Below are 15,966 nucleotides of genomic sequence, written 5' to 3' on the forward strand. Positions count from 1 at the left end.
ACGAAGGACCCACCGGGTCCGGGCGGCCGGGACACCGCGATAACCGAAGGCGCTCACATGATCGATATGACATGTTGGGCCGGTCGTCGCGGTTCCGGCCGCCCCACCCACCCTAGGCCCGCCCATGTTCCTGACCCTCACCACCACCGGCACCCCCGACCGCCCGGCCACCGACCTCGGGTTCCTGCTGCACAAGCATCCGGGGAAGACGCAGGCGTTCAGCACCTCCTACGGTACGGCCCACGTCCTGTACCCCGAGGCCGACGCCGAACGCTGCACGGCGGCCCTGCTCCTGGAGGTCGACCCCGTCGCGCTGGTCAGGCGCGGCAAGGGCAAGGGCCGCGGAGGCGCCCCCGACGCGGCCCTCGCGCAGTACGTCAACGACCGCCCCTACGCCGCCTCCTCGCTGCTCGCCGTGGCGCTCGGCGCGGTGTTCTCCAGCGCCGTACGCGGGGTGTGCGCCGCGCTGCCCGAGCGTGCCGCCGCGCCCCTGCCGCTGCGCGTCGAGGTGCCGGTGCTGCCCGCCCGCGGCGGACCGGAGCTGGTACGGCGTCTGTTCGAGCCGCTCGGCTGGCACGTCACCGCCGAACCCGTCCCGCTGGACACCGAGTTCCCCGAGTGGGGCGACTCGCGCTATGTGCGTCTGGTCCTGGAGTCGGAGACCCTGACCCTCGCCGCCGCTCTGCGTCATCTGTACGTCCTGCTCCCCGTCCTCGACGACGCCAAGCACTACTGGGTGACCTCCGAGGAGGTCGACAAGCTGCTGCGTGCCGGTGAGGGCTGGCTGCCGGGCCATCCCGAGCAGCACCTCATCACCCGCCGCTATCTGGCTCGCCGCTGGTCCCTCACCCGTGAGGCGATGGACCGCCTGGAACTGGTCCGGCTCGCCGAGTCCGACGACACCGGCGTCGAGGAGATCGACAACGCGGTCCCGGAGGAGGAACAGGGCGAGAACCACAGCGGGAACGAAGGCAAGGGCGAGGGCGACGGCGGCGAGGGCGACGGCGCGGCCGAGGGGACGAGCGGAGCCGGGGGCGAAGGAGAGGGCGGCAACGGTCGTGGTGCCGGGCCGGAGGACGCCGGCGACCGGCCCGTTCCGCTCGCCGTCCGCCGCCGCGAGGCGATCCTCGCCGTGCTGAAGGAGTCCGGCGCCGCCCGTGTCCTCGACCTCGGCTGCGGGCAGGGCCAGCTGGTGCAGGCCCTGCTGAAGGACCCGGCGTTCACCGAGATCGTCGGTCTCGACGTGTCGGTGCGGGCGCTCGCCATCGCCTCCCGGCGGCTGAGGCCGGACCGCATGGGGGAGCGGCAGGCGTCCCGGGTGCGGCTGCTCCAGGGCTCGCTCGCCTACACCGACAAGCGGCTCACGGGTTACGACGCCGCCGTGCTCAGTGAGGTCGTCGAGCACCTCGACCTGCCCCGGCTGCCCGCCCTGGAGTACGCCGTGTTCGGCGCCGCCCGCCCCCGCACGGTGGTCGTGACCACGCCGAACGTGGAGTACAACGTCCGCTGGGAGAGCCTCCCGGCCGGGCACACCCGGCACGGCGACCACCGCTTCGAGTGGACCCGTGACGAGTTCCGCGCCTGGGCGGACACGGTGGCGGCGCGGCACGGTTACCGGGTCGGCTTCCGGCCCGTCGGCGACGCGGATCCGGAGGTCGGACCACCCACCCAGATGGCCGTGTTCACCCTCCAGGGCCCCGACGACACCCCGAGAGGCACCGTCAGCGACACCCGCGACGACACCCGCAACGGCAACCGGACCGCCGCGAAGGAGGCGAAGGCAGCATGAGCGAGAACGAGAACGAGAACGAGAACGAGAGCAAGAACGAGACCGGGCTCGAGAACGAGAACACGAGCGGGTCCGGGTACGAGACCGGGCGCGAGTCCGGCCCCGGGAACGGGACCGTCACCGGAGTGAGGACCGCCGGGCGCGTCCTCCCCGTCACCGATCTGTCCCTCGTCGTCCTCGTCGGCGCCTCCGGCTCCGGGAAGTCCACCTTCGCCCGCCGCCACTTCGCCCCCACCGAGGTCATCTCCAGCGACTTCTGCCGCGGCCTCGTCTCCGACGACGAGAACGACCAGAGCGCCACCAAGGACGCCTTCGACGTCCTGCACTACATCGCGGGCAAGCGCCTGGCCGCGGGCCGCCGCACCGTCGTGGACGCGACCAGCGTGCAGTCCGACGCCCGCCGGCAGCTGATCGACCTGGCCCGGCAGTACGACGTCCTGCCCATCGCCATCGTGCTCGACGTCCCGGAAGAGGTGTGCGCCGAGCGCAACGCGGGCCGCGAGGACCGGGCCGGCATGCCGCGCCGGGTCATCCAGCGCCACATACGGGAACTGCGGCGCTCCCTGCGCCACCTGGAGCGCGAGGGCTTCCGCAAGGTGCATGTGCTGCGCGGCGTGGAGGAGACCGAGCGGGCCACGGTCGTCACCGAGAAGCGGTTCAACGACCTGACCCACCTCACCGGCCCCTTCGACATCATCGGCGACATCCACGGCTGCTCGGCCGAACTCGAGTCGCTGCTCGGCACACTGGGGTACGCGGACGGCGTGCACCCGGAGGGCCGGACCGCCGTGTTCGTCGGCGACCTCGTCGACCGAGGCCCGGACAGCCCGGGGGTGCTGCGCCGGGTGATGTCGATGACCGAGGCGGGCCACGCGCTGTGCGTCCCCGGCAACCACGAGAACAAGTACGGAAGGTATCTGAAGGGCCGCAAGGTCCAGCAGACCCACGGGCTCGCCGAGACCGTCGCACAGATGGAGGGGGAGAGCGAGGAGTTCACGCAGCGGGTGCGGGCGTTCATCGACGGACTCGTCAGCCACTACGTCCTGGACGGCGGCCGGCTGGTGGTCTGCCACGCTGGTCTGCCGGAGAAGTACCACGGCCGCACCTCCGGACGGGTCCGCTCGCACGCCCTGTACGGCGACACCACCGGTGAGACCGACGAGTTCGGCCTGCCGGTGCGCTACCCGTGGGCGGAGGACTACCGGGGCCGGGCGGCCGTGGTCTACGGCCACACCCCGGTCCCGGAGGCCACCTGGCTCAACAACACCATCTGCCTCGACACCGGCGCCGTGTTCGGCGGCAAGCTGACCGCGCTGCGCTGGCCGGAGCGGGAACTGGTCGACGTACCGGCCGAGCGGGTCTGGTACGAACCGGCCAGACCGCTGCGGAGCGAAGCGCCCGGCGGACACGACGGGCGCCCGCTGGACCTGGCGGACGTGCACGGGCGGCGGACCGTGGAGACCCGGCACGCCGGCCGGGTCGCCGTCCGCGAGGAGAACGCGGCGGCCGCGCTGGAGGTCATGAGCCGCTTCGCGGTGGACCCCCGCCTGCTGCCGTACCTCCCGCCGACCATGGCCCCCACCGCGACCAGCCGCGTCGAGGGCTATCTGGAGCACCCGGCCGAGGCGTTCGCGCAGTACGCCGGAGACGGGGTCGCGCACGTCGTGTGCGAGGAGAAGCACATGGGTTCGCGCGCCGTGGCCCTGGTGTGCCGGGACGCGGAGACGGCCCGCAAGCGGTTCGGCGTCCCGGACGACGGCACCACCGGCTCGCTCTACACCCGCACCGGACGCCCGTTCTTCGACGACCCGGCGGTCACCGAGGAGATCCTCGGGCGGCTGCGTGCGGCGATCGACGCGGCCGGGCTGTGGGGAGCGCTCGACACGGACTGGCTGCTGCTGGACGCCGAGCTGATGCCCTGGTCGCTGAAGGCCCAGGGGCTGCTGCGCAGTCAGTACGCCGCGGTCGGCGCCGCCTCCGGAGCGGTGTTCCCCGGCGCGCTCGCCGCGCTGGAGGCCGCCGCCGCCCGCGGGGTCGAGGTGAGCGGCCTGCTGGCACGCCAGCGTGAACGCGCCGGTGACGCGGCCGCGTTCACCGCGGCGTACCGGCGCTACTGCTGGACCACGGACGGCCTGGACGGCGTCCGCCTCGCGCCGTTCCAGATCCTCGCGGCGCGGGGCCGCAGCCTGGCCGCGCTGCCGCACGACGAGCAGCTCGTCCTCGTCGACCGGCTCGTCGAGCACGACGGCACCGGCCTCCTCCAGACCACCCGGCGGCTCCACGTCGACACCGGCGACCCCGAGTCGGTACGGGCGGGCACCGACTGGTGGCTGGAGATGACCGGGCGCGGCGGCGAGGGCATGGTCGTCAAGCCGCTCGGCGCGCTGGTGCGCGGCGCGTCCGGCCGGCTGGTCCAGCCCGGCGTCAAGTGCCGGGGCCGTGAGTATCTACGGATCATCTACGGCCCCGAGTACACCCGACCGGACCACCTCGCCCGGCTGCGGCAGCGGTTCCTGAACCACAAGCGGTCGCTGGCGCTGCGCGAGTACGCGCTCGGTCTGGAGGCCCTCGACCGGCTGGCCGGGAACGAACCGCTGTGGCGGGTGCACGAGGCGGTGTTCGCGGTGCTGGCCCTGGAGTCGGAGCCGGTCGACCCCCGGCTGTGACCGCGGCCCGACCGGCACGGGGCGCCGCGGCCCGACCTGCACGGGTCCCCGCTGTCCGGCACGGGGCGCCGCTGATCGGGCCGGGTTCCGGCTGATCGGCACAGGTGCGCCGCACGGGCGTGGCATGCTTCGCCTGATCGAGCTTGATCGAGTTCGAGCAGGCGGGTCCAGACGCGACGTCCCGAGGAGCGCACCTGTGCGGATCTACATCAGCGCCGACATGGAAGGCGTCACCGGACTCGTCGACCGTGACGACGTCCAGCCCGGCGGCCGTGACTACGAGCGTGGCCGCAGGATGATGGCGCTGGACGTCAACGCCGCCGTACGGGGAGCGGTGGCGGCCGGGGCGAGTGATGTGCTCGTCAACGACGCGCACGGCCCGATGCGCAACCTGCTCCCCGAGGACCTGCACCCGGCGGCCCGGCTCATCCGGGGCAGGCCCAAGCAGATGGGGATGCTGGAAGGGCTGGTGGCCGCGCACGACGCGATGATCTGCGTCGGCTACCACGCCCGCGCCGGAGCCCTCGGCGTGCTCAGCCACAGCTTCATGGGCCACGAGATCGAGGACATGTGGCTGGACGGCCGCCCCGTCGGCGAGACCGGCCTCGCCCAGGCCACCGCGGCGGCCATCGGCGTCCCGGTGGTCGCGCTCACCGGCGACGACGTGGCCTGCGCCGAGGCCACCGACTGGGACCCGTCGATCACGGCGGTCGCCGTGAAGTACGCGACCGACCGCTTCGCGGCGGAGCTGCGCCCCGAGGACGACGCGCGGCAGGCGATCGAGGACGCGGTCTCCGCCGCGCTCGCGGCCCCGCTCGCGGTACCCGAACCGGCGGCGGGACCGGCCGTCCTGGAGGTCCGCTGGCAGTCGGCGTCGGTCCCCGCCACGCTGGCCGGTCTGCCGGGCGTCACCGCGACCGACTCCCGCACGGTCCGTGCCGAGGGCGAACTGCCCGCGCTGTACCGGCAGTTCGGTGTCTGGATGCGGGTCGCTACGGCGCTGACCAACCAGCCTCCGTACTGCTGACGGTGCCCTGCGGGGCGTTGCGGGGCGTTGCGGGGCCTGGGCCGGGTTTCAGGGTGCGGGTTCGTTGTGGCTGGTCGCGCAGTTCCCCGCGCCCCTGGGGAGTTGGGGCTCGCCTCGGCCACAGAGTTTGCCCCCCCCCGCGCCCCTGGGGAGTTGGGGCTCGCCTCGGTCGCAGAGTTCGCCCCCGAGCCGGCCCGTACGGGCACGTTCAGCCCATCAGCCGTAGGCGCTGCTCGCACACTCCCACCCGTACCGTCTGTCCCCAGGTGAGTTCCAGGGCGTCGCCCTCCATTCCGTCGCCGAAGGCGATCAGGCGTTCCGATTCCGCGGTGAGCCGGAGGGCCGCCGAGCGGGTCAGCTCCCCGGCGACCAGGGACGTACCCGTGGCGGGGGAGGGCCAGGCCTCACGGACGTACCACAGCAGCCGCTCCTCCGTGGGGGAGGGGAGCCGCAGCCCGCCCCCGCCCTGCCGCTCCTGCCACACCGACCGGATCCACCCCGTCGCGCCCGTCCCGGTGCCGACCAGCACGCCGGAGGATGCCTGGGTCTCGACGGCACCCCTGTCGCCGTCGAGACCCAGGCGGTACCGGGCGGTCTGGTGACCCGCCGAGCCGAGGTAGATCTCGTTGAGGGCCACCAGCCGCTGCGTGTCGTCGGCGACGGCCTCGACCATGGTGAGTTCGTCCACGCCCGTCGCCGCGGTCAGCGCGCCCGGCAGCAGCCGGGCCGCGTCGGCGGCCCGGTGCCGTACCAGCACGCCCGGATTGCGCCCCGGATCGGTGTCGATGCCCACCACCGGCTGACCGGCCAGGTACTTGGCGACGTTGGCCACCAGACCGTCCTGGCCGACCACGACCACCACGTCCTCCGGGGCGAACAGGAAACGGTCCAGGTCGCGCCGTTCCACCAGCGCCTGCCGCCAGGTCAGCGGCACCGCCGCGGTCACCGACGCGAGCGCCGCCTTCGAGCGGTGGTGCCGTTCGGCGACCTCGCCGATGCCGCGCCCCCGGCTGGACAGGAAGAACGCCGCCTGCCCGTGCGTGCCGTGGTGGGCCACCAGCTCCTCGTACTCCGTGGTGCGGTGGACCAGGACGACGCGCGGCGCGAGGCTCACGCCTCCTCCCGCCCGGCGAGCTTCGACAGCAGCCCGGTCAGGACGTCCGGCGACACCGTCACGCTCTCGATGTGCGGCAGGTTCTCCGCGAGCCGCGTCCCGGTGAGCGCGTGCAGCGTGGCCACGTCGACGTCGCCGTGCACCCGGAGCCAGGCCGCCTGGGCCTCGGCCCGCGCCTCGCCGACCTCACGGGCGGCCTCCGCCTCCGCACGCGCCAGCCGTACCGCACGCGCCGCCTCGGCGTCCGCCAGCCGCACCGTGCGGGACGCCTCCGCCTCGGCCCGCACCGCGTCGGCCGCCGCGTGCTCCTCCGCCTCGCGGCGGGCGTTGGTGCCGCGCTGCTCGACCAGCTGCTCCTCGCGGCGGGCCAGTTCGATCTGGCTGGCCAGCTCGTTCTCCGCGATCGCCCGCTCCCGCTCGACGGCCACCGCGCGCCGCTCGTAGGTCGCCCGGTCGGCCTCCTGCTGGATCTGCTCCCGGGCCGGGGTGCGCAGCGCCCGCTCCACCTCGGGCTCGGGCCGCAGCGCCACGACACGCACCGCGACCACCTCGATCCCGGTGGCCGGCAGCCGCGGCTCCGCCGCGAGTCCCTCGGCGACCCGTTCCCGCACCGCGGCCACCCCGTCGGCCAGCGCCGCCGCCAGCGGCGTACGGGCCAGGACGGCGAGCGCGTGCTGCTGCGCCGTCTCGGTGAGCAGCGTGCCGAGCTGTTCGAGCGGGGCGCCCCGCCAGACACCGGTGTCGGGGGAGACGGAGAAATCGAGGCGGGCGGCGGCGAGGGCCGGGTCGCTGATCCGGTAGGTGACCGTCGCCTGCACCGTCACGTCCTGGAAGTCGGAGGTACGGGCGTGGAAGGTCATCGCCAGTTCCCGGTCGTCGACCGGGATCTCCGACAGCGCCGCGTGCAGCGCGCGGTACCAGAAGCTGAGCCCCGTACCGTCGTGGACGAGCTCGCCCGAGCGGTGGTGCCTGATGTGCGCGGTCGGAGCGCCGCGCAGATGGCGCCAGCCCAGGCGCCGGGTGATGTCGGCCATGTGGCCCCCCTCATCGATTTTCGTCATGTAGACGATAAGCGGAATGATCGCTTGTCGTCAAGAGGACGAAAACGGGGGTTCCGGTTCCGTGGCGAAGTACGGCGAGGCGCGGCGAGGTGCGCGAGACGTGCCGTGAGGCGCGGTGTGCGGTGAGGTGCGGTGAGGTGCGGTGAGACGATCTCGTTATCGCACCGAAGTGGGTGAAGCCGGGTGCCCGTGGTGAGGATGGAGGCATGGCATTCCACGTCGACTCCGAGGCCGGGCGGCTGCGCCGCGTCATCCTTCACCGGCCCGACCTCGAGCTCAAAAGGCTCACCCCCAGCAACAAGGACGCCCTGCTCTTCGACGACGTGCTCTGGGTGCGCCGGGCCCGCGCCGAGCACGACGGGTTCGCCGACGTGCTGCGGGACCGTGGTGTCGCCGTCCACCTCTTCGGCGACCTGCTGACCGAGACCCTGGACCTCCCGGCGGCCAGGGACCTGGTCCTGGACAGGGTCTTCGACGAGAAGGAGTACGGCCCCCTCGCCACCGACCACCTGCGCGCCGCCTTCGAGACCCTCTCCTCCCGCGAACTCGCCGAGGCCCTGGTCGGCGGCATGACCAAGCGTGAGTTCCTGGACGCCCACCAGGAGCCGACCTCGGTGCGCTTCCACGTCATGGAGCTCGACGACTTCCTGCTGCGCCCGCTCCCCAACCACCTCTTCACCCGGGACACCTCGGCCTGGATCTACGACGGCGTCTCCATCAACGCGATGCGCTGGCCCGCCCGGCAGCGCGAGACCGTCCACTTCGAGGCCATCTACCGCCACCACCCCCTCTTCCGGGGCGAGGACTTCCACGTCTGGTCCGAGGGGCAGGCCGACTACCCCTCCACCATCGAGGGCGGCGACGTCCTGGTCATCGGCAACGGCGCCGTCCTCATCGGCATGAGCGAGCGCACCACCCCGCAGGCCGTGGAGATGCTCGCGCACAAGCTGTTCGCCGCCGGGTCGGCGCGCACGATCGTCGCGCTCGACCTGCCGAAGAAGCGCGCCCTGATGCATCTCGACACCGCGATGACCATGGTCGACCGCGACGTCTTCACCCAGTACGCCGGCCTCGGCATGCTCCGCTCCTACACCATCGAACCCGGCGCCGGCGACAAGGAGCTGAAGGTCACCGACCATCCGCCGGAGCACATGCACCGCGCGATCGCCGCCGCCCTCGGACTGAGCGAGATCCGCGTGCTGACCGCCACCCAGGACGTGCATGCCGCCGAACGGGAGCAGTGGGACGACGGCTGCAACGTCCTGGCCGTCGAACCGGGCGTCGTCGTCGCCTACGAGCGCAACTCCACCACCAACACCCACCTGCGCAAACAGGGCATCGAGGTCATCGAGATCCCGGGCAGCGAGCTGGGCCGGGGGAGGGGCGGCCCGCGCTGCATGAGCTGCCCGGTCGAACGGGAGGCCGTATAGACGCACGCATGACTGTATATAAATGCCGGACCTCGTATAGACTTCCAGATCTGCCCGTTCCTCCCCCGTACCGACCCCAGGAGCACGACCCATGGCGACCGTCCCGACCGCCCTCGCCGGCCGTCACTTCCTCAAGGAGCTGGACTTCACCGGCGGCGAGTTCCGCGCGCTGATCGAGCTGGCCGCGGAACTGAAGGCGGCCAAGAAGGCCGGGACCGAGACGCCGTACCTGCGCGGGAAGAACATCGCGCTGATCTTCGAGAAGACCTCGACCCGTACCCGCTGCGCCTTCGAGGTCGCCGCCGCCGACCAGGGCGCCTCGACGACGTATCTCGACCCCGCGGGCTCGCAGATCGGCCACAAGGAGTCCGTGAAGGACACCGCGCGGGTGCTGGGGAGGATGTACGACGGCATCGAGTACCGCGGCGACAGCCAGGCCAAGGTCGAGGAGCTCGCCGCGTACGCCGGGGTCCCCGTCTTCAACGGGCTCACCGACGACTGGCATCCCACCCAGATGCTCGCCGACGTGCTCACCATGACCGAGCACACGTCCGAGCCCCTCACCCGGATCGCCTACGCCTACCTCGGCGACGCCCGTTTCAACATGGGCAACTCCTACCTGGTCACCGGCGCCCTGCTCGGCATGGACGTCCGGATCGTCGCCCCGCGCGCCTACTGGCCCGCCGACGACGTCGTCGAGCGGGCCCGCAAGCTCGCCGAGGGCAGCGGCGCGCGCATCACCCTCACCGAACAGGTCGAGGAGGGGGTGCGCGGAGCGGACTTCGTGACGACCGACGTATGGGTCTCCATGGGCGAGCCCAAGGACGTCTGGGCCGAGCGCATCGCCGCGCTGTCGCCGTACGCCGTGACCATGGACGTGCTGCGCGCCACCGGCAACCCGGACGTCCGGTTCCTGCACTGCCTGCCGGCCTTCCACGACCTGGGCACCAAGGTCGGCCGGGAGATCCACGAGGAGTACGGCCTGGACTCGCTGGAGGTCACGGACGAGGTCTTCGAGTCGGACCACTCGGTCGTCTTCGACGAGGCGGAGAACCGCCTGCACACCATCAAGGCGGTCCTGGTGGCGACCCTCGCATGAGGTGCCGGCGCCCGGCCGCCCTCTCTCTCAGGACTGCCGCGGCCGCCACTGCGCCGGCACCACGGGCAACCGGAACCACACCGCCTTGCCGGACGTGGTGCGCCGGTGCCCGCACGACGAGCTGAGGGAGCGGATCAGCAGCAGTCCGCGGCCGTGCTCCTGCCAGGGATCGGGGCTGCCGTCCGGGCCGGGGCGGGTCAGATCACCGGGCGGCGCCGGGTCCGGGTCGTGCACCTCGATCCGGCACCCGGTCGGCAGCAGCTCCATCACCAGCTCGATCGGGGTGTCCCCGGCCGTGTGCTCCACGGCGTTGGCCACCAGTTCCGCGGTGAGGAGCTCCGCGGTGTCCCGGTCGGTCCCGTGTTCGGCACCGGTCAGCGCCGTGCGGACCAGGGCACGGGCCACGGGCACGGCCGTGGCCGAGTGGGGCAGGGCCACCCGCCAGGAGGCGGAGGCCGGGGGACGTTCTTGCACGGTGGTTCCGTTCATGAGCAGGCTGTCCTGCCTTCAACCATATGAAGGGTACGGCGCCCTCCGGCAGGGGCGTTTCGTCGGGTGCCGTACGGGACCTTCGGCCCCGGTACCAGTCGGAGTACCCCCCTCGGCACCCGCCCTCCCGGACCCGGGCCGTTTGTTACCGCTCCATCGACGATTCGTGACACGGCGGTCCGTGCCACCGTGACCGTACGAGCCCCTCCGCCTCCCCCGTACCCCCGCGGCGGTCACGGCGTCACACCCCGGCGAACACCGCCCCCGCGTCCCGCAGCCGTTCGTGCAGCTCCAGGAACACCGCCGCGGAGCGCGTGCCGGGCCAGTCGCCGGGCAGCAGATGCGCGGGCAGCCCCGGATCGGCGTACGGCAGACGACGCCAGGAGTCCAGGGTGAGCAGATAGTCCCGGTACGCCGCCTCCGGCGGGGTGTCGGCGCGCCGCTCCCACTCCCGCAGCACCGGCGCGTAACGGTCGAGGAACGCCTCGTGCGTCTTCGCGATCGTGGCCAGGTCCCACCACCGGGTCACCGCCTCGGCGGTCGCCGCGAACCCCAGGTGCTCACCGCGGAAGAGATCCACGTACCGGTCGAGCCGCAGCCGCCGGAGACTGTTGCGGGCCTCCTCGTACAGCCGTGCCGGGGCGATCCACACTCCGGGCGCCGCCGTGCCGAAGCCGAGCCCGGCCAGCCGGGAGCGCAGTACGTGCCGCTTCTGCCGCTCCGACTCCGGCACCGAGAACACCGCGAGCACCCAGCCCTCGTCCTCGGGTGGCGCCGCGGCATAGACACGCCGGTTGCCGTCCTCCAGCAACTGCCTTGCCTCCGGCGAGAGTTCGTACCCCGCCGCACCTCGCGCCGTACGGGCGGGCAGCAGCAGCCCGCGCCGTTTGAGACGGGACACCGAAGACCGTACGGAGGGCGCGTCCACGCCGACCGCGGCGAGCAGCCGGATCAGCTCGGCGACGGGCACCGGGCCGGGCACGAAGCGGCCGTAGGCGCCGTAGAGCGTGACGATCAGAGACCGTGGAGCATGCTGGTCGGACACGTTGATCATCTTAGGTCTTCGGTATTGCTGCTGGTCACCTCCGGTACGCAGAGCGGCGGCGCGGCCCGCCCCGGACCGGGTTCTCCCCGCGGGGGGCCGGAGCTCAGGCGGCGGCCGGGAGCGGGGCGGCGCCCGGCCCGACGGGCACCCGGTGCGGGGCGACGACGCGGCCGTCGGGGAGCAGTTCACCGGTGTCGTCGAAGACGATCGCACCGTCGCACAGCAGGGTCCAGCCCTGCTCGGGGCGGGCGGCCACGATGTGCGCGGCGCGGGTGTCGGCGGCGGAGCACGAGGACTGGTGGGAACACATGGCGCACCTCCACGTCGGACGGGTGCCGGCGGCTTCGGCGCCGCCGGTACGACTGAACCATCCTCGGCTCGCGGACTCCTAGGAACGCTCTGAAGCCGGTTGTGACAACCCCCGGACAACTCCCGGACAATCCCCGGACCGTGCCACGGGGTCCGTCAGCAACCAGGCCGCGGGCCCCCTCACGAACCCCCGCGTGACGGCCCTCATGAACTCCCTCACGAACTCACTCGATGAGCCCGGCGCGGAGCACCTGGGTGCGGACTCGCCACCGATGGGGTGACGGTCGCACCCACGGTGCGCGCCGACCGGTACCTCTGAGACCTCGGTTCATTGCATCTCTGCATCTCATCGGAGGTAACTCCATGCTCACGACCCAGAGCGCGCGCCCCGCACGGCGCCGTCGCGGCCTGCTCGGCACGACCGCCGCCGCCGTCGCCGCGACCGCCCTCCTGCTGCCGGCCGCGCCGGCCGCGTACGCCGCGCCGGCCGCACCCGACGCGTCCGCGCAGAAGATCGCGGCGAACGAGTTCGTGACCGTCGACGCGACCGGCACCGTCGCCGCCGACGGCACCGTCACCCTCTCCGGCACCTACCTGTGCACCGACGCCATCGGTCCGGCATTCGTCGGAGCGTCCCTCGGCCAGACCTCCGGCACGGGTGCGACGACCGGCGCCGGGATCGGCGGCAGCCGCGCGATCTGCGACGGCACCGTGCGCACCTGGGTGAACACGGGCACGACCGCGCCCGGCATGTTCGTACCCGGCGCGGCGCACGTCGACGCCGTGATCCTGGAGCTGCGGCCGGTCGGCGGTCTGCCGCTGCCCCGCATCCACGCGTTCGCGCGGCGCGACATCACCCTCGTGCAGGCCTGACGAGGGACCCGGACGACGATCAGTGCCCCGCGTCCGCCTCCAGGGGGATCCGCCAGCGCAGGCGGGTTCCCCCGGTCGCGGGACCGGTCGCCTCGAACGTGCCGCCCAGCTTCTCGGCCCGGCGGCGCAGATTGGTCAGACCGCTGCTGCGGGTCGGCTGTCCGAGACCGCGGCCGTTGTCGGTGACCTCGAGGAGCAGATCACGCCCCGCGTGCACGGAGACCGTGACGGCGGAGGCGTGGGCGTGCTTCACGGCGTTGGACAGGGCCTCGCGCAGCACCGCGAGCAGCTGCACGGCCGTCTCGTCCGGGAGCGCGGCGTCGACCGGGCCGTGGAACTCCACCACCGGCTCGAAACCGAGCCGTTCCGTCGCCGCGCCGGTCTCGTCGACGACCTGGGCGCGCAGGCTGATCGCCTTCTGAAGCGGCTGGTGGAGATTGAAGATGGCGCCCCGCAGCTCCCGGATGGTGGCGTCGAGTTCGTCCATGACCGACGTGAGGCGCTTGGCGAGGTCCGGCCGTTCCACCCGCCCGGTGATGCTCTGGAGGGCGAGCCCCGCGCCGAAGACCCGCTGGATGACCATGTCGTGCAGATCGCGGGCGATCCGGTCGCGGTCGGCCATGACCTCCCGGTCGGCGCGTGCGGCGGCCAGCTCCGCCTGGGCGGCCAGCTGATGGGTGATGTCCCGCGCCGTCGCGGCGAAGCCGATCAGGGCGCCCTCGGGGTCGCGCATCGCCGACACCGAGACCGACACGTCCACCTCGTCGCCGTCGGCGCGCAGCCAGCGGGAGTCGTACGACTCCGCGCGTCGCTCGGCGCGGATGCCGTCCACCGCCGTGCGGAACGCCGTACGCGCCTCCTCGGACATCAGTACGTCCGTGGACGCACCGACGGTCTCCGCCTCGGTCCGGCCGAGCAGCCGCTGCGCACCGGGGTTCCAGGTCTGGATGCGGCAGGCGAGGTCGAGCGCGAACGACGCGTCGTCGGAGGACGCCACGATCGCCGCGAGCCGGGTCTCCGCCCGCCGGGCGTGCTCCAGCTCCGTGTGCAGGGCGATCAGGCCGCGGTTGGTGTCCTCCAGCTCCTGGCGCAACTCGTCGATGAGACGGTCGCGGTGTGCCAGCTCGGCCTGCTGTTGTGCCGGATCCTCGGAGCCGCCCCGGGGCCGGGGGGCGAGGGTGTCCCCCATGCTGTCCGTCCTTCGCCGCTGGGTGCTTGAGCCGCGCTCATCATGTCATGTCACCCGGGCGGGCGACCACGTCACCCGGGCGGCGGCGGTCAGACCGTCCGGGGGGACGGCCCCGCCTCCGGTACCACGTCCGGTACCGCCTCCGGCTGGTGGACGACGAGGACCGTCGCGTCGTCGTTGGGCCTGCCGTACTCGCGGTGCAGTACGGCGGCGACGACCGCCGGATGCCGGGCGAGCAGCCCGGGATGGTCCTCGGGGGACGGACTCCAGCCGGACCGGATCCCGTCGCTGACCAGGATCAGCGTGGATCCCGGCCGCCACGGGCAGTGCTGGAGGCGGATCGTGGGCAGCGGGAGATGGGTGCCGAGGGTGCCGGGGCGGTCCAGCAGGTACGTACCCCGGCCGCTGCTGATCCTGCCGGTGCCGCTCGCGCCGGTGCCGTTCCGGTTCCCGCCGGTGACGCTCGCGCCGGCGCCGGTGACGACCCGGCCGGTGATGTTGCCGACCGCCGCGTAAGCGAGCTCGCCGCGGACCGGGTCGATCAGACAGGTGCCGAGCACCCCGCCGCGCGTGGCGCGCAGGACCTCGTGGGCGTGCCGGACGAACGGTTCCAGCCCGGTCAGCGGACCCCGCTCGAACTCCTGGACCGCCGCACGGGCGGCGAGGGCCGCGGCCGGTCCGTGCCCGAGGCCGTCGACGACCAGGGCGGCCAGCGTCGGCCCCGTCGGACCCGCGGGACCGGGGGCCACGGCCCAGGCGTCGCCGGACTCGCCGTCGCCGCCGTAGGGGATGTTCACCCCGCCGAAGCGCCAGTGACCGCCGCCGGGCCCGGGACCGGGCACAGCGGGCGGGGGGCTGCCGAGGCGGGCGTAGACGACGGTGCCGTGCCGGTCGGAGTACAGATCGAACTCGGCGGCCTGACGCCGTACGACTCCGAGTCCCGCACCGAGCCCCGCACCCGGCCCCGCACCGAGCCCGGTGCCGGGTCGCGAGGGGATTCCACCGACACCGCGGTACGACGACGCGGGGGCGGCACCGGGGGCGGGGGCGGGACCGGTCGTGGACAGCGCCCGTGCGACGGCGGAGGCGGGCATGCCCGGTCCGGCGTCGACGGAGATCAGCTCGATGCCGTCCCCCGCCTTCCTGACGAGGACATAGCCGCCCGGCATGGCGTGCCGCAGCAGATTGGTGCCGAGCTCGGTGGCGACCAGCTCGGCGGCACCGGGCCTCAGCCCGGTCTGTGTCACCGCGAGCCGGGCCACGGCACGCCGCAGCGCCCCGACGTCCTCCTCGGCGGCGACGGGATGCCGCCGGTGCTCGCTCTCACTCAGAACCGCACCACTCCCTGTCCGAAGCCACGGCTGTCACGACAGCCACAGCAGTCACGCCGGTCACAGCTGCCGTGGCCGCTCCGGTCGCTCCGGCCGCCACGGCGCCACCGAGGCTCACCGCTGCCACTTCACGATCACCACGGTCGTGCCCGAGTCGCTCGCCGAGGTGAGCGTCATGCTGTCCACCAGGCGTTTCGCGCCGGGCAGACCGAGACCCATGCTGCCACGGGTACTGAAACCGTCGGTCATGGCGGCGTCGAGGTCGGCGATGCCGGGCCCGTCGTCGGCGAAGGTGGCCTGCACCCCGCGCCGCCCCTCCCGCAGCACCCGCGCCACACTGAACCGGCCGCGGCGGCCGGTGGCGTAGTTGAGGATGTTGCGGGCCAGCTCGCTGCCGGCCGTGATCAGCTTGGTCGTGTCGACGAGGTTCAGCCCGGCGTCCTCGGCCTCGGTACGCAGCACCTTGCGGACGCGGATGAGGTCGGACTCGTCGATGATGTCGAAGTCGGCGGGCTCACGGCCCGCCCCGGTCTCCGGGCGCACG

At 73.1% G+C, this 15,966-nt stretch carries 14 protein-coding genes; 6 read left to right on the forward strand and 8 right to left on the reverse strand.

Going from position 1 to position 15,966, the window contains the following annotated elements:
- The first annotated feature begins 124 nt into the window (after nt 1-124).
- The 3 genes from ABZ862_RS00495 (at nt 125) to ABZ862_RS00505 (ending at nt 5,482) form a co-directional block, all read left to right on the forward strand.
- On the forward strand, nt 125-1,789 hold the full coding sequence (locus ABZ862_RS00495; RefSeq protein WP_360949812.1) for a 3' terminal RNA ribose 2'-O-methyltransferase Hen1: 1,665 nt from the start codon (nt 125-127) through the stop codon (nt 1,787-1,789).
- Nucleotides 1,786-4,455 (forward strand): polynucleotide kinase-phosphatase, encoded by a 2,670-nt coding sequence (locus ABZ862_RS00500; protein WP_360949815.1) that lies wholly within the window; start codon nt 1,786-1,788, stop codon nt 4,453-4,455. The genes ABZ862_RS00495 and ABZ862_RS00500 overlap by 4 nt, the downstream gene beginning before the upstream one ends.
- A 196-nt stretch (nt 4,456-4,651) precedes the next feature.
- Complete coding sequence (locus ABZ862_RS00505) at nt 4,652-5,482, forward strand: M55 family metallopeptidase (RefSeq protein WP_360949818.1); 831 nt, start codon at nt 4,652-4,654, stop codon at nt 5,480-5,482.
- Nucleotides 5,483-5,690: 208 nt separating this feature from the next.
- Here the strand turns inward: ABZ862_RS00505 and ABZ862_RS00510 are convergent, their stop codons facing one another.
- A complete protein-coding gene (locus ABZ862_RS00510) occupies nt 5,691-6,596 on the reverse strand; it encodes a hypothetical protein (RefSeq protein ID WP_360949821.1) in 906 nt (301 codons plus the stop codon).
- Nucleotides 6,593-7,630 carry an SPFH domain-containing protein gene (locus ABZ862_RS00515; RefSeq protein ID WP_360949824.1) on the reverse strand — a complete coding sequence of 346 codons (1,038 nt, stop codon included), beginning with the start codon at nt 7,628-7,630 and terminating at the stop codon, nt 6,593-6,595. Before ABZ862_RS00515 ends, ABZ862_RS00510 begins: the two co-directional genes overlap by 4 nt.
- A 233-nt stretch (nt 7,631-7,863) precedes the next feature.
- On the opposite strand from ABZ862_RS00515, the gene ABZ862_RS00520 reads away from it, so the two are divergent.
- Together ABZ862_RS00520 and argF are read left to right on the forward strand one after the other, a co-directional pair.
- Nucleotides 7,864-9,087: an arginine deiminase gene (locus ABZ862_RS00520; RefSeq protein WP_360949827.1), complete on the forward strand. Its 1,224-nt coding sequence runs from the start codon at nt 7,864-7,866 to the stop codon at nt 9,085-9,087.
- Between the two features lie 91 nt (nt 9,088-9,178).
- On the forward strand, nt 9,179-10,186 hold the full coding sequence (gene argF, locus ABZ862_RS00525) for an ornithine carbamoyltransferase (RefSeq protein WP_360949830.1): 1,008 nt from the start codon (nt 9,179-9,181) through the stop codon (nt 10,184-10,186).
- 27 nt (nt 10,187-10,213) lie between these two features.
- Here argF and ABZ862_RS00530 read toward each other — a convergent pair whose 3' ends face one another.
- The 3 genes from ABZ862_RS00530 to ABZ862_RS00540 form a co-directional block, all read right to left on the reverse strand.
- Nucleotides 10,214-10,675 (reverse strand): ATP-binding protein, encoded by a 462-nt coding sequence (locus ABZ862_RS00530; protein WP_360949833.1) that lies wholly within the window; start codon nt 10,673-10,675, stop codon nt 10,214-10,216.
- A 241-nt stretch (nt 10,676-10,916) separates the two neighbouring features.
- Nucleotides 10,917-11,729: a PaaX family transcriptional regulator C-terminal domain-containing protein gene (locus tag ABZ862_RS00535; RefSeq protein ID WP_360949836.1), complete on the reverse strand. Its 813-nt coding sequence runs from the start codon at nt 11,727-11,729 to the stop codon at nt 10,917-10,919.
- 94 nt (nt 11,730-11,823) lie between these two features.
- Nucleotides 11,824-12,030 carry a DUF5999 family protein gene (locus ABZ862_RS00540; RefSeq protein ID WP_360949839.1) on the reverse strand — a complete coding sequence of 69 codons (207 nt, stop codon included), beginning with the start codon at nt 12,028-12,030 and terminating at the stop codon, nt 11,824-11,826.
- Between the two features lie 362 nt (nt 12,031-12,392).
- On the opposite strand from ABZ862_RS00540, the gene ABZ862_RS00545 reads away from it, so the two are divergent.
- The gene (locus tag ABZ862_RS00545) at nt 12,393-12,902 is read left to right on the forward strand and encodes a DUF6299 family protein (RefSeq protein WP_360949842.1); all 510 of its coding nucleotides are present in this window, start codon (nt 12,393-12,395) and stop codon (nt 12,900-12,902) included.
- Nucleotides 12,903-12,921: 19 nt separating this feature from the next.
- On the opposite strand, the gene ABZ862_RS00550 is transcribed toward ABZ862_RS00545, so the two are convergent.
- The 3 genes from ABZ862_RS00550 to ABZ862_RS00560 form a co-directional block, all read right to left on the reverse strand.
- Nucleotides 12,922-14,091, reverse strand: coding sequence for a PAS domain-containing sensor histidine kinase (locus ABZ862_RS00550; protein ID WP_360949845.1), 1,170 nt, complete (start codon nt 14,089-14,091; stop codon nt 12,922-12,924).
- Nucleotides 14,092-14,180: 89 nt separating this feature from the next.
- Nucleotides 14,181-15,338: a hypothetical protein gene (locus ABZ862_RS00555; RefSeq protein ID WP_360949848.1), complete on the reverse strand. Its 1,158-nt coding sequence runs from the start codon at nt 15,336-15,338 to the stop codon at nt 14,181-14,183.
- A gap of 198 nt (nt 15,339-15,536) precedes the next feature.
- Entirely contained in the window at nt 15,537-15,965 is a 429-nt protein-coding gene (locus ABZ862_RS00560; RefSeq protein ID WP_360949851.1) for an ATP-binding protein, read from the reverse strand.
- Nucleotide 15,966: the final 1 nt, after the last annotated feature.

It is taken from the genome of Streptomyces sp. NPDC047000, from assembly GCF_040644295.1.
Lineage (GTDB): Bacteria > Actinomycetota > Actinomycetes > Streptomycetales > Streptomycetaceae > Streptomyces.

Coding starts and splice junctions, on each gene's coding strand:
- ABZ862_RS00550 (WP_360949845.1), bottom strand. CDS start 14,091: ATGGGGGACACCCTCGCCCCCCGGCCCCGGGGCGGCTCCGAGGATCCG.
- ABZ862_RS00545 (WP_360949842.1), top strand. CDS start 12,393: ATGCTCACGACCCAGAGCGCGCGCCCCGCACGGCGCCGTCGCGGCCTG.
- argF (WP_360949830.1), top strand. CDS start 9,179: ATGGCGACCGTCCCGACCGCCCTCGCCGGCCGTCACTTCCTCAAGGAG.
- ABZ862_RS00520 (WP_360949827.1), top strand. CDS start 7,864: ATGGCATTCCACGTCGACTCCGAGGCCGGGCGGCTGCGCCGCGTCATC.
- ABZ862_RS00530 (WP_360949833.1), bottom strand. CDS start 10,675: ATGAACGGAACCACCGTGCAAGAACGTCCCCCGGCCTCCGCCTCCTGG.
- ABZ862_RS00500 (WP_360949815.1), top strand. CDS start 1,786: ATGAGCGAGAACGAGAACGAGAACGAGAACGAGAGCAAGAACGAGACC.
- ABZ862_RS00515 (WP_360949824.1), bottom strand. CDS start 7,630: ATGGCCGACATCACCCGGCGCCTGGGCTGGCGCCATCTGCGCGGCGCT.
- ABZ862_RS00540 (WP_360949839.1), bottom strand. CDS start 12,030: ATGTGTTCCCACCAGTCCTCGTGCTCCGCCGCCGACACCCGCGCCGCG.
- ABZ862_RS00495 (WP_360949812.1), top strand. CDS start 125: ATGTTCCTGACCCTCACCACCACCGGCACCCCCGACCGCCCGGCCACC.
- ABZ862_RS00535 (WP_360949836.1), bottom strand. CDS start 11,729: ATGATCAACGTGTCCGACCAGCATGCTCCACGGTCTCTGATCGTCACG.